Annotated in this window: 12 protein-coding genes; 2 read left to right on the top strand and 10 right to left on the bottom strand. The window is 70.0% G+C overall.

The genetic code is table 11. The annotated features are described in order from the left end of the window. Positions 1-147: 147 nt before the first annotated feature. The 7 genes from ACIQUT_RS29000 to ACIQUT_RS28970 form a co-directional block, all read right to left on the bottom strand. Positions 148-324 carry a hypothetical protein gene (locus ACIQUT_RS29000; protein ID WP_403567025.1) on the bottom strand — a complete coding sequence of 59 codons (177 nt, stop codon included), beginning with the start codon at positions 322-324 and terminating at the stop codon, positions 148-150. Between the two features lie 137 nt (positions 325-461). After that, on the bottom strand, positions 462-2,339 hold the full coding sequence (locus tag ACIQUT_RS28995) for an ABC transporter ATP-binding protein (protein ID WP_403567024.1): 1,878 nt from the start codon (positions 2,337-2,339) through the stop codon (positions 462-464). Positions 2,340-2,402: 63 nt separating this feature from the next. After that, the gene (locus ACIQUT_RS28990; RefSeq protein WP_403567023.1) at positions 2,403-2,987 is read right to left on the bottom strand and encodes a hypothetical protein; all 585 of its coding nucleotides are present in this window, start codon (positions 2,985-2,987) and stop codon (positions 2,403-2,405) included. Beyond that, positions 2,984-3,991: a T3SS effector HopA1 family protein gene (locus tag ACIQUT_RS28985; RefSeq protein WP_403567021.1), complete on the bottom strand. Its 1,008-nt coding sequence runs from the start codon at positions 3,989-3,991 to the stop codon at positions 2,984-2,986. The genes ACIQUT_RS28990 and ACIQUT_RS28985 overlap by 4 nt, the downstream gene beginning before the upstream one ends. Continuing rightward, entirely contained in the window at positions 3,988-5,094 is a 1,107-nt protein-coding gene (locus ACIQUT_RS28980) for a phosphotransferase (RefSeq protein ID WP_403567019.1), read from the bottom strand. Before ACIQUT_RS28980 ends, ACIQUT_RS28985 begins: the two co-directional genes overlap by 4 nt. Before the next feature lie 59 nt (positions 5,095-5,153). Continuing rightward, a complete protein-coding gene (locus ACIQUT_RS28975) occupies positions 5,154-5,588 on the bottom strand; it encodes a hypothetical protein (protein ID WP_403567018.1) in 435 nt (144 codons plus the stop codon). A gap of 42 nt (positions 5,589-5,630) precedes the next feature. After that, entirely contained in the window at positions 5,631-5,915 is a 285-nt protein-coding gene (locus tag ACIQUT_RS28970; protein WP_403567016.1) for a helix-turn-helix transcriptional regulator, read from the bottom strand. 363 nt (positions 5,916-6,278) lie between these two features. Between ACIQUT_RS28970 and ACIQUT_RS28965 the strand changes: the two genes are divergently transcribed. Beyond that, positions 6,279-6,953, top strand: coding sequence for a response regulator (locus ACIQUT_RS28965; RefSeq protein ID WP_403567014.1), 675 nt, complete (start codon positions 6,279-6,281; stop codon positions 6,951-6,953). Here ACIQUT_RS28965 and ACIQUT_RS28960 read toward each other — a convergent pair. After that, positions 6,946-8,100, bottom strand: coding sequence for a sensor histidine kinase (locus tag ACIQUT_RS28960; protein WP_403567012.1), 1,155 nt, complete (start codon positions 8,098-8,100; stop codon positions 6,946-6,948). The two genes, ACIQUT_RS28965 and ACIQUT_RS28960, sit on opposite strands and share 8 nt — an antisense overlap. 673 nt (positions 8,101-8,773) lie before the next feature. On the opposite strand from ACIQUT_RS28960, the gene ACIQUT_RS28955 reads away from it, so the two are divergent. Then, positions 8,774-10,192 carry a hypothetical protein gene (locus ACIQUT_RS28955; protein ID WP_403567009.1) on the top strand — a complete coding sequence of 473 codons (1,419 nt, stop codon included), beginning with the start codon at positions 8,774-8,776 and terminating at the stop codon, positions 10,190-10,192. A gap of 277 nt (positions 10,193-10,469) precedes the next feature. Here the strand turns inward: ACIQUT_RS28955 and ACIQUT_RS28950 are convergent, their stop codons facing one another. Then, complete coding sequence (locus tag ACIQUT_RS28950; protein WP_403567008.1) at positions 10,470-11,267, bottom strand: phosphoadenosine phosphosulfate reductase; 798 nt, start codon at positions 11,265-11,267, stop codon at positions 10,470-10,472. A gap of 217 nt (positions 11,268-11,484) precedes the next feature. Next, complete coding sequence (locus ACIQUT_RS28945; RefSeq protein ID WP_403567006.1) at positions 11,485-12,174, bottom strand: hypothetical protein; 690 nt, start codon at positions 12,172-12,174, stop codon at positions 11,485-11,487. Positions 12,175-12,238: the final 64 nt, after the last annotated feature.

Here is a 12,238-nt window from a genome sequence, read left to right as displayed (position 1 = left end):
TACGGCGGCCCCCCCCCCCCCCCCCCCCCCCCCCCCCCCCCCCCCCCCCCCCGCCCCCCCCCCCCCCCGCCCCGCGGGCGGGGGGGGGGGGGCCCCCCCCCCCCCCCCCCCCCCCCCCCCTCTCGGCCGCCGGGGCGGCCGGTCAGACTAGAAGCAGCTCAGCGGGGTCTGCGTGAGGCAGGTGGCGCAGGTGCAGCTCTTGCAGGTCACCTTGGTGATGAGCTTGCTGGTGCGGACGATGGTGCCCAGGGAGGCGGGCTCGGTGCCCGTCTGCTGCGGGGTGGCCACGCGGACGTCCAGGTTGAACGGGTCGTTCGAAGACATGGAATTCTCCTCAAAGGAATTCTTGCTGATTAACCGGAAAAGGGGGGAGAGGGAAAGCCTCGACGAGGGAGAGGAAACCCCACTCGCAATGCGATCAGCAATTCGATCGCCACCCCTCGAAGATCATTGCCGAATTCCTACCCGGAAGTCAACTCGAAACCCTCGGGGAAATTTCCCTCCGAGTTTTCGCACATGCCGGAGGGGAGGAATTGCGTGCTGGCAAGGTGCGCATACAGCGCGTCCTCGCGCAGAAGGCTCGCGTGTGTGCCCCGCGCCCGGACCCGGCCTTCGTCCACGACGAGGATCTGGTCCGCGTCCCGGACCGTCGACAGCCGGTGGGCGACCACCAGGACCGTGCAGGTCCGGGCCGCCTCACGCAGCGTCTCCTGGAGCAGGTGCTCGTTCTCCGCGTCCATCTGGGACGTCACCTCGTCGAGCAGCAGCACCTCGGGCCGCTTCAGCAGCATGCGGGCTATCGCGACCCGCTGCCGCTGGCCGCCCGACAGCAGTACGCCGCCGTCTCCGACGTCCGTCTCCAACCCGTCCGGCAGCGCATCCACGAAGTCCGCGAGATTGGTCTTCCGCAGGACGTCGGCCAGTTGCTCCGCCGAGGCGTCGGGGCAGGCGTACGTCAGGTTCGAGCGCAGGGTGCCGGCCAGCACCGGCGCGTCCTGCTCGACGTGTCCGATCATCCCGCGCAGCTCGTTGATCGGCAGGTCCCGTACGTCGCGTCCGAACAGCTCGATCGCGCCGGAGTCCGGGTCGTACAGCCTGCCGATCAGTGCGAGGACCGAGGATTTGCCCGCGCCGGAGGGACCCACGAGTGCCGTCCTCGACAGCCGCGGAACCTCGAACTCCATATGTTCGAGGGCCGGTACGCCGGGCCGGCTCGGATAGGCGAAGCCGACCGCACGCACCACCACCGCCGGGGCATCCGGAGGGTCCTCCGCCCCCCGGGCACCCGCAGGCCCCTGGGGCCCGGTGCCGTCCGCGGGATCCGGGACGTCCGGCGGGCCCGTCTCCAATGGCTCCCGCACCAGCTCCTCGACCCGGGCCAAGGCCGCCCGACCGGCCTGTAGGTCGGTGACGGAAGCGAAGAGCGTCCCCATGGGCACGGCGAGATAGAGCAGGTACAACAGGAACGCGATCAGCTCCCCGAGTTCCATGGACCCGTGGGCCACGCGCGCCCCACCGATACCCAGGACGAGGACCAGCGCGCCCTGCACGGCCACCGAGGTGACCGGATGCACCAGCGCCTCCAGCTTCGCCTGCCGGACACCGGCCCGGTAGGCGTCGCGGACCTCGCCGACCAGCTGCTCCTGCTCCCGCTCCTCCGCGGTGCTGAGCTTGACCGTGCGGATGGCCCGCAGCGCCCGTTCCAGACCGGCGCTCAGCCTTCCGACACTGCGTTGTGCCTGGACGGTGGCCCCCATGATCCGCACGGATACGGCGAAGACCGCCAGGACCGCCACCACCAGGCAGCCCAGCGTGAGGCCGAGCATCAGCGGGTCGAGGAACAGCATGAGGGCGAGCGAGCCGACGAAGGTCAGCACCCCGGCGAGGATCTCGGTCAGGCTGGACGCCAGCGCGCTGCGCACCGCCGTGGAATCCGTGCTCACCCGGGAGATGAGGTCACCCGACCGGTGCCTCTCGTGGGTGGCCAGCGGCCACCGCAGCAGCCGGCCCACGAGGGTGGTGCGCAGGTTCAGCACGATGCCCTCGCCGATCCTGCCGAGCAGATATCCCTGAAGCGCGCCCAGCACCGCCTCGGCGAGGAAGAGCGCGACGATGACCAGCACCACCGTGGTCACCGGCCGGGAGGCGGACAGGTCGCTGAACACCCGCTTGACCACGAGTGGCTGCGCCAGCGCCAGCACGGCGGCCAGACCGCTCAGCAGCGTGGCCGTCACGAGGCCGGGCGCGTGCGGCCGTACGTACGCCAGCAGCGTCCTCAGCGGCACCACCTCCGGTGCCGTCTCCCGGCGCCCGGCTCCGTCGGTCCGGTCTTCCCCCACGGCTCCCCCTCTCCTTCTCCCTGCCGGCCTCTCTGCGCCGGTGCTCCTTCGGACGGACGGACGTCAGGACAGCGAGAACGCCCCCAGCGCGACCACCAGCAGCAGCGCGATCGGCACCGCCGCCTTGCCGCCCGGCCAGCGCAGTCCGCGCACCAGCCCGAGCCACGTCCCCGCGAACAGCAGGACGTTGGAAAGGCTCAGCCCGCCCAGCGCGGGCACGCCCGTCCAGCGCGCGGGCGAGAGGGCGAGGACCGTCGGCGCGTCCCCGGTGACGAGTAGTTCCAGACCGAGGGCCACGGCCTCCAGGGCGGTGGCGGCCAGCAGGGCGCACGAGGTCACCGCCAGCACGGCCGACAGCCGGTTCTCCGGCACACGCAGGGCGGCGCCGCACAGCCATGCGGCGATCCCGCATGCCAGCGTCACGAACAGGGCGTCGAACACCCCGAGCAGGACGGCTGCGGCATGGGCGGCGCTCCCGTCCAGCCCCACGTCCGACATCAGCGTGCCGTAGCGGGTCTGCAGCAGGGCGATCACCACGGACAGCAGCGTCGTCGCGACGGCGGCTGCCAGCGCGGTGCGTCCCGGCGCCCTTTCGAGCAGGGGCCCGTCGCGGCGTGCGGCCAGCGGGTCGGAGGTGTAGGTGCTCACGCGTCGTCTCCCGGAAGGTTGCGGTGCGGGGCGAGCGGGTCGATGCCCCTGGACGTCAGCTCCGCGGCCAGCGGTGCGTACAGCTCGTGGACCGGGCGCCCGTGGTTCCCGGCCAGCACGCGCGCCACCGTGTCGCAGCGCTGGTCACCGAAGCTGAGCCGCGCGCCGCCGCCGTCCAGCGGCTCCTCGGCGAACCCCGCCTGCGGCAGCACCCGCTCCGTCAGCGGTGGCAGGTCGAAGCGGGCGGGCACGGGCAGTTCCGGCAGGACCTCACCGAGCACGGCGATCACCGCCGCACGGAAGCGGGCCTCGGTGTAGATCACGGTGCCGTCCCGGCGCCCGTAGGCGCGCGGGTCGGCCAGGGTCTTCATCGTGTAGCGCACGCCGGCGGCCTCGAGCCGCTCGGTAGCCCCTGTCACGAACGCCGCGACCGAGTCGCACGGCAGGTTCAGGTAGAAGCGGACCAGCGGGCCCTCGGGGGCCCGCGAACCGACCACCGAGAAGAAGCCGGGCGAGATGTTCGGCCGGCAGGGCGGCATCCGCACGGTCACCACGGCGCCGTCGCCGCTCGGCGTGCCTGGTGCGAGGTGGCGCGCGGGATCGATCGTCATGCGGATGCCGTCCCGCTCGACCGACACGGCTCCGCCGCTCGGCGGGCCGATCACCCGCCAGCCCGAGTCCTCGCTGAACGGGACCCGCACCGATCCGGTCAGCAGGCGCAGGAAGTCCTCGTCCGGATCGGCGTTGGCAGCCGTGGCCGGACGCCCCGAGTGGAACGCCTCGTACAAGACGCGGCGGAGCTCCGGTACGGCCCGGACCCCGGCCAGGTCCACCTCGGCCGTTCCGTCGGCGCCGTGCACGGCGACGGTGCGGGGCTCGCGCCACTCCACGGCGTCGAGCACGGAGAGGAACACGGCCGCCACCGGCGCCGTGCTCGTGTCCGTGCTCGTGTCCGTGCTCGTGCTCGTGCTCGTGCTCGTGCTCGTGCTCGTGCTGTGCGTCATCCTGCACCGCCTGCGTTCGTCAGGTAGCGGGCCTTCGCCCGCAGCGGCTCGACCAGGAGCTGGCGCGCGATGCCCACGACCAGGAGGTCGCGCGGCATGAGCTCGCCGCTGGACCGCAGGTCACCGGCGATGCGGGACAGCAGCGCAGAACCCGCGTGGTGCACCGTCAGCAGCGCGAGCAGCGGCTGGGCGGCGGCGAAGGCACCCGCGCCGCGCCGGTAGCCCTGCCAGAAGCCGGCGGTCAGCGGGGCGACGGCCGACAGCCGGGCTTCCGCCGCGGCCCGCCAGGCGTCCACGGTGGGCTGCTCGGCGCGCACCGCGTACAGCACACGGTGCAACAGGCTGCCGATGAAGTAGCCGAGCTCCACGGCGGGGTCGCTGAAGCGGCACAGCTCCCAGTCGATGACGGCCATGCGCTCGGGCGATCCCCCCGGCAGCAGCACGTTCTCTCCTCGCAGGTCTCCGTGGATCAGGCAGCGGGCCCCGATCGTCCGGTCCAGGCGGGCCAGGGCCGTGGTGAGCGCGGTGTCCCGCTGAACCGTACGGGCGAGCTGGAGCTCGCCCGCAGAGAATTCCGCGCAGCGCTCCGGGGTGAGATGCACGAAATCAACGATCTGCATGCGTTCGATTTCGACGGCCGGTTCCGCGAGCGCGCCGGAGATTTTCCTATCCGCGGTACGCGCATGGAATTCGCCGACGAAGAATCCGAGTTCCTCGAAACGCGCGGCGGGAACCGGCTTCCCTTCGCCGGACTCACCGTTCTCCCCGGCCATGCGGTCCGCGAGGCTCACCGCACCGGGTACGAGCTCGAATTCCAGCAGGCGGTCGTCGGGACGCGAACGCAGCAGCCGCGGAACGAAGATGCGATCGCCTCCCGAAGCAGGCACCACACCCAGAATTTCCTCGTGTACAGCCATCTCCGCGAACAAGCGGTCGTTCGAACGCACGCGATGCTGCTTGACCAGCAGACCGTTTCCCTCCGGCCTCGCGAGCGAGACCACCACATTGCGGCCGGAGTTCACGGAGATCCGTGCGTAGTCGTCCAGGCGTTCGCCGCGGCGGTCGAGCAGCCGGCCCAGTCCGGAGCCGGAGCCGAGTTCCACGGGCGGCTCGTCCCGGGTGCCGGGATGCCCTTCGGCACCCGGCACCCTTCGATCGCCGTTCAGCAACCGGCCCACTTGGTCGCGCAGGTCTTCGCGACCGTCCGCCTGATGATCGTCCTGGTGACGGCCGTGGACACCGGGCCGACCATCTGCGGGTCGGTCAGGTCGAGGGCACCCTCAGCCGCGAGGATGCGACGCGCCTCCGCTTCGTAGGCGGAGGCGTCACCCCCGTCGACCGCGCTCTCGGCGAGCCCGATGAGGGCCGCCTCCAGCATCAGGTCCATGTACTTGCGGCCACCCTCGTCGAGGCCCTGGTACCACTGCTCGAACGACGCCCACACGTCGTTCTTGCGGCGCAGAATACCCAGGCCCTCGGAGATCCCGACCTTCCGGGTCGTACCGGAAAGTCCTTCGTGGGCGATGACTTCGCGGACGATGTCCTCACTGAGGAACTGGAGTTCCGCCAGCGCGTCGACCTGTTCAGCAACAGCCATGAGTCAACCTTTCATTGGACGAGGCTTACAGCATCGTCCGAATCAGGCCACGGCCGGTAGTGGACCTTGGTACACAACACCAGGTGCGCCCTCATGACACAGCGTGCTGTGATAGCGCAAGGCGACGATCGCCGCCTCCGTGCGCGAACCGAGTCCGAGTTTCGCCATGATGCGCGTCAGGTGCGCCTTGGCGGTGCGTTCGGTGATGTAGAGGTTCCTCGCTATGTCCCGATTGGTGTCGCAGAGCGCCAGCCGGCTCAGCACCTCCCTTTCCCGCGCCGTGAGTTCGGACAAGGCCCGTCCGAAGTCCTCCGATATGGCCGGCACTCCGCCCAGACAGCGACACTCGTGTCCGCGCGGACCGGTACACGGACCGATCGCGTCCGCCCCGCCCTGCCGGTCGTCCCCCGTGTGGTACCCCAAGATGACTCTCCTCGTATCACAAGCCCCGTCGGAAGTGTCAGTAGAAACGGTCCGGGCTCGTGGCGCGGCGTTCCACCGGACACCTCCCTGCCTCCCTCGCGTTCGGTCCGCCGGGCGGGGTTGGCCACCGCCCGCACCCGCGGGACCTCCCGGGAAGCAAATATGATCGCTTCCATGCTGACCTGGCCTTCAGCCGCCGAGCTCCGACCAGAGGATGACATCGGATCTACGACTTGAGGCCGGTCGCTGATCGGGGGAACGAACGTCATGGTCCGCGTGCTGCTTGTCGACGACGAGGCGCTGGTACGGGTTGCGGTGCAGCGTGTCCTGGACTCCGCACCGGACATCCGGACGGTGACCTGTGACGGGCCAGAAGCAGTCCGTCTAGCCCGCGAGACCGCGCCCGACGTGGCCCTGATCGACGTCAACATGCCGGCCGTAGACGGGTTCTCACTCATCCCCAAGCTGCGCTCGCTGCCCAGGCCGCCGGCGATCGCCATGCTGACCATGCTGGGCTCCGACCAGTACCTCGACACGGCGCTCCGGCTCGGAGCCTCCGGATACCTGCTCAAGGACACCGAGCCGCATCTGCTCATCGACTGCGTGCGCATCCTCGCCCGGGGCGGCGTCGTCTACGTGCCGCCCCAGAGCCGCTCCGCCATGGGCGCACGCATCAACGCGGCGCAGCCCGCCGAGGCACCGGGGAGGCTGCGCGGCCTGCTCACCAACCGCGAGCACCAGGTGCTGGACCTCGTCGCGGAGGGACTGCCGAACGCGGAGATCGCCGAGCGGCTGGGCGTCGGCATGACCACGGTCAAGACGCACATCGGCTCCCTCAAGAAGAAGCTCGGTGTCCGGAGCCGGGTCGCGATCGCCGCCGTCGCCCACCGGGAGGGCGGGCCGGATGCACCCCCCTCCCAGCGGGGGCCGGCCGTCAGCTGACCGGGAGCCGAGCCGTGACCAGGAAGCCCCGGTCACTCGTGGGGTGGGCCTCCAAGGTGCCGCCGACGCTGTGCGCCCGCTCCTTCAGCCCCACCAGCCCGTATCCGCCCCCGGCCCGGCACGGCCGCTCCCCGCGCTGCTCGGACGGTCCGTTGCGCACCTCGACCCGCAGCGCTTCCCCGTCGCCCTCCAGTCCGAGCACCACCTGGATGTGCGCGGCGGGTGCGTACCGGCCGGCGTTCGTCAGCGCTTCCTGCACCGTCCGGTAGGCAGCCCGCTCGACGCCCTCGGGGAGGTACGTGCCCTGCGGTACGTCGTTGCGGTACGCGATGTCGAGTCCCGACTGGCCGATCAGCCGGGGAACGTCCGCCAGCTGCGCCTGGAGGGCGGGATCGCCCGCCTCGGCCGAGCGCAGCACACCCACCATGTAGCGCAGCTCGTCCAGCGTGCGCCCGGACAGCTCCCGGATGGTCCGGGCGCCCTCCTGGGCTCCGGGGTCGGTCGAGATGACCTGGAGGGCTCCGGCCTGCAGGTTGATCAGACCGACCTGGTGGGCCACCACGTCGTGCATCTCCCTGGCGAGCCGTGCCCGCTCCTCGGCCAGCACCCGGTCGGTGAGCAGCCTGCGCTCCCTGGCCTGGCTGCCTCGCAGCTCCCCCAGGTTCGCGGCGAGCTCGCGGCGGGTCCGGGCGAGCAGGCCGAGCCCCAGCGGGATGACCGTCGCGCCGAGCGTGTCGACCGCGGCGAGCGCGATCTCGCGGGCCGAGTGCTCGGCGAGGCCGCCGACGGGGAAGGGAAGGAAGTGCGCGACGGCGAACAGCGCCCCGGTCAGCGCCAACAGCCCGGGCGGCCTGCGCAGGGAGGCCACCGTGTACAGGGCGATGATCGGCGCGATCCAGACGTAGCCGAGGTACATGCCGGGCAGGGTGGCCAGCAGCGTCACCACGGGGAACCGCCGGCGCGCCAGCATGACGACGGCCGCCCCGAGGCCCATGCCCAGCCCGACACCGACGTCGCCACCGTGCACGAGCAGGGCATCCAACATCCCGAGCGGCACCGGCGCGATCAGACAGGCCATCCGCTTCTGGGAAGCGGTCACGTTGAAGATTTGCTGCACCTTCGTCAGGACGTCTCCGATTTCGGGCATTTGATACGCCAAAAGGATACGCGGGCGCCCCCGAATCAACCCGATAAGCACACGGCCCACCCCGAACGTGTCGCCCCGCCCCCGACCCGGGACCAGGGCGGGCTGGAGCCCGGCGCCGAGCGCAGATCACTGACCGACGCCGGCACGACGGCGGCCGGCACCCGGCGTCGGCCCTGTCCTGAACGAGTGGGGATCGGACGTGCCCACGACCACCCAGATCTGCCGGCACACCCGGATCAGCGGGACCCGGCGGTACGCGGAGGCCCGATCCCTCCCGCGGCGCGATGCAACGGCCGGAAGACACCTGCCGGCCCGCCCGCGCATCGCCGGAAGCCCGCCTGAACCACAGAACCCCGACTCAGAGGGATCTGAGCCGGGGTTCTCATGGAGCCGCCTTCGGGATTCGAACCCGAGACCTACGCATTACGAGGCCCCACAAGATCATCCCGCCTGGTGCCGGACGATGTCACAGAATCCCGTTTCCCCAGGTCAGAGACGTCTGACCGTGATCGCTATGACGCTGGGTCCATCCTAGTGCCACCCAGTCCGCTCACGCAGCGCTCACGCAAGCAGGCCGTCCGACGACCGCAAAACCGACGGTCTCCGGTGCTGCCAGAAGCGACCACCCGTACGAGTCATTGCACCAGGCCCGGCACCGGGGTGAGCTGTTGCCATGCATCGCTGGTCTCCCCTGAACGAACGACAGCTCGCCCTGCTCGGCCGGCTCGCGAACAGCAAGGAGTCCGAGGAACCCTGGGACCCCGGTGAGTTCCGCACGGCCTACGCGCTGCGCGACCGAGGGCTGGTGACGATCAAGCGCAGTGGGAGCGAGGTGGATGCCCAGGTCACCGAGGCAGGCACCTTCTACCTCCAGCACGGCCACCACCCGGACGATCCCGCGCACGCCGGGGAAGAGAAGGCCGCCAAAGGAAAGGCGACAGGCGGCACCCGCTCCGCGTCCTACGCCGACAGGCCAGTGGCACTCGCCCGTCGGGGCAAGGCGAAGGAGCTCATCGGGCGACTCGTTACGTCCCGGCGGGTCACCGTCACCGAGCCCGACGACGCCACGGTGACGGAGTGGCGACGCGTGATCGACTACGCGAAGCGCCACAACCTCGCCCCTGAGGGCAAGCGCATCGAAAGTCTCCGCATGTGGAATCGCGACCTGCAGATCTCTCTGGTCGAGGGTCCCCACCCCAACTCACTCAGGCAGAGGCCGGATGAGGCGCCGTCCGTCCACGTACCCACTCAGTTGCGCTCTCCGCATCCGGTCGTGGCCGCACTGAGGGACGACGAGGGCCGACTCGTCGTGCCGGCCCCGCTGCGCCGCCGATCGTTGCTGCTTCTCCAGGGCCTCGCCGCCGAAGCAGTACGTCGCGGGCACAAGGTCAAGGAGCATGAAGTCCCCTCCCGCCACCGCAGCCACGCCTACACGTACAACGGGCGGCAGTACCCTTCCAGCTACTCCCGCCGCGAGGGCGAACTGGACCTGGTCGTGGACGGATTCACCTACACCGTCACGATCCAGCAGGAGTTTCCCCAGTCCACCGAACCAGAGCGCTCCAAGAGCCTCGTGATCGAACTCGGCTACAGCCAAGCCAGCCGGCAGTCCCGCTGGGCCGATCGCAAGCGCTGGGTGCTGGAGGACATTCTGGGAGCCGTGCTCCGGGAGATCGAGACCCGCGCCGTAGAGGACGCCCAGCGGAAGGCGGACGAAGAGCGGGCGAAGGCCGAGCGCGAGGTCCGTTGGCGGGCGGCCATGGAGAAGGCGAAGGACCTGGCCGCGCAGGAGCAGTATGCCGAGGTACTCCGCACGCAGGCTGGCCACTGGCAGGAAGCGACAAGCCTGAGCGCGTACTGCAACGCCCTGGAGCGTCGGCTGGAAGAGGCGGCGGGGGAAGACGAGGCGACTGTGGCCTCGGCGCAAGGGTGGTTGGCCTGGGCACGCCGATACGTTCAGAGCCTCGACCCACTGTCACGTCTACCTGCCATGCCCACCGCTCGCGAACCGAAGCCCGAGGAGCTGACGCCCTACCTGAACGGCTGGAGCCCACACGGCCCCGAAGCGCACCGCGGCTGGGGAGCCCGCTGAGGAAGGACGGGACCCCACACGACCCGCGCCCCCACACCGAGGTGCCGGCCTCGCACCCAGGGCGAGACCGGCATCGGCGAGAGATTCCCGGTCCGTACGCCTCTGCGATGACTTCCTCGGCGGTAGCCTCAAACTCGGCGAGGTCCTCCACGATCTCCTGGGTGATGGCCTCAGGCCACGGCCTGGGAGCGCGGTTGATCTGGGTGCGCTCTATCGGGCCGCGGTCCAGGTTGCCGAGCGGTCCTCCGGCTGCTCACCGGGATGGCGAGTGTTCGGGTCAGGTCATGCACCAGCCGGAGTCACAGCCGCCGTCCTCCGTCTCTTCGGACTGGGTTTCGCGCCGGTCGGGGATGGCCTCGGAGAGAGGCCTACCGAAACGGGTGAGGTAGACCGGGTCGCGGCCGAGGGCGGCGCGTCGGCCGTTCACGGTCTTCTCGAGTGCTACCGCCTGTGCGAAAAGTTCTGGCTCCGTCTGTCGCTGCTGGCGCCAGGCATCGACAGTGCGGAAGGGGCAGAAGAAGCAGGAGCTCTTCGGAGGTACGGGGAGGCCGGCGTCCTTGATGATCTGCTCACAGTCGTCGCGCCGTAGCCGCAGGTCGAGCAACGGGTACTCGACCTGCTCGTGGGGTTCGCTCCGACGACGGTTCGCCCGGTGGATTTCGTCGACGGAGATGCCGATCCCAACGGTCGCTGGAGCGTCGGCGGTGGCTCCGTGCTGCCGGAGCCACCGCCCGACTACCTTGATCTTGAAATCCGCGGTGCAGGACCGGCGTCCGGGTGCTCCGTTAGCCATCCGAACAGGGATGGGGATCGAGCGGATACCCGGCCGGTTCAGTCGCTCCATGAGCGTCTCGGTCGTGCCATCCCGCCGCGTCCGCCGAAGCTGGTGCAGCTCGAGACCCGCATTGGCTGCGTAGGGCGCGGCGATGTCTCGGATGTAGGCGAGGGTCGCCGGGTGTTCGCTGTCGTCACCGACGTTGGCAAACAGGAAGGTTGCGTAGCTGATGTTGCGCCTAGCCGCGAGGACGAGGAGCGCTGTGGACTGGACTCCACCGCCGTAGGAGATCACCTTCATTGGCTGGCCTCCCATCCAGATGGTGTGGATAGCGCGTCACTCATGCAGGTTGGTGCCGTGGCGGCACAGGTGTCGCATGCCATGAATCCCCCTGTGAGATTGGACCGTGTGGGAGATTCTATGGATAGAATCTCCTGCATCAACTGTTTCTCCCACCGGAGGGCGTGTGAGTGCAAGTGCGTGGGGACATGTCGAGGGTCTGCTGGGCAGGGGGCGCTTATCGCTTTGGCCGGATGACCGTGGTGTGTCCCTCGGCCAGTACCTCGGTGACAAAAGCGACCGCTTCCTCCTGCTCGGAGCTGGTGAAGCACTGCGGGCCCGGCAGCGGCTTCTTGGGCGGCCGGGGCTCGGTCATCACTCTGCGGCCCCGCGGCTTCTGGGGGACGCGCACGCCGGCCCGCAGCCGCTCGATCTCCTCGGCCACGAGAGTGCGCCCGCGCTCGGTCGCGTCCGCGGTGATGGTGTCGAGCAGCCAGAGCGGGGAACGGGAGAGCACTAGGTCGGCGGTGGCGATCCGCTTGCGGTGCCGCCACCGGGAAACCGTCTGCTGGTCGGTGCCGAGGATGAGGGCGACTTCCTGGATCCCCACGATGACGGGCAGGAATTCTCGGCTCTCGACACGGTATCCGTTGGGGATCTTCGCTTCGTACTCTCGCAGGCGATCTTCGGCGACGTGCCGGCCAGCGAGGGCGAAGACCGTGGTCAGCAGCCAGTACGGGTTGCCCGAGGCAACGAGATCCGGCTCGGGCAGCGTGCGATCGACGCGCCACTTTGCTGAGGTCTGGCGTTCGACGCCGAAGAGGTCGGCGATTTCGGCATGCCCCAGCAGATACGGGATCCGTGCTGCTGCCATGTCCCGTGCCTTCTCCGCCGTACGCACCACGATCGAGCCCGTTGCGGGCACCATCAAAATACCGTGCAGCTCCGGTCCGTGCTGGACGTTGCCGTCGAGGCCGGGGTGGGTCGCTGAG

The organism is Streptomyces sp. NPDC090445 (assembly GCF_044769385.1).
Taxonomy (GTDB): domain Bacteria; phylum Actinomycetota; class Actinomycetes; order Streptomycetales; family Streptomycetaceae; genus Streptomyces.
The sequence above is the reverse complement of the archived record's forward strand: the minus strand, read 5'-3'. Positions and strand labels throughout refer to the sequence as shown.

Coding starts and splice junctions, on each gene's coding strand:
- ACIQUT_RS29000 (WP_403567025.1), bottom strand. CDS start 324: ATGTCTTCGAACGACCCGTTCAACCTGGACGTCCGCGTGGCCACCCCG.
- ACIQUT_RS28985 (WP_403567021.1), bottom strand. CDS start 3,991: ATGACGCACAGCACGAGCACGAGCACGAGCACGAGCACGAGCACGAGC.
- ACIQUT_RS28975 (WP_403567018.1), bottom strand. CDS start 5,588: ATGGCTGTTGCTGAACAGGTCGACGCGCTGGCGGAACTCCAGTTCCTC.
- ACIQUT_RS28965 (WP_403567014.1), top strand. CDS start 6,279: ATGGTCCGCGTGCTGCTTGTCGACGACGAGGCGCTGGTACGGGTTGCG.
- ACIQUT_RS28960 (WP_403567012.1), bottom strand. CDS start 8,100: ATGCCCGAAATCGGAGACGTCCTGACGAAGGTGCAGCAAATCTTCAAC.
- ACIQUT_RS28955 (WP_403567009.1), top strand. CDS start 8,774: ATGCATCGCTGGTCTCCCCTGAACGAACGACAGCTCGCCCTGCTCGGC.
- ACIQUT_RS28950 (WP_403567008.1), bottom strand. CDS start 11,267: ATGAAGGTGATCTCCTACGGCGGTGGAGTCCAGTCCACAGCGCTCCTC.
- ACIQUT_RS28945 (WP_403567006.1), bottom strand. CDS start 12,174: ATGGTGCCCGCAACGGGCTCGATCGTGGTGCGTACGGCGGAGAAGGCA.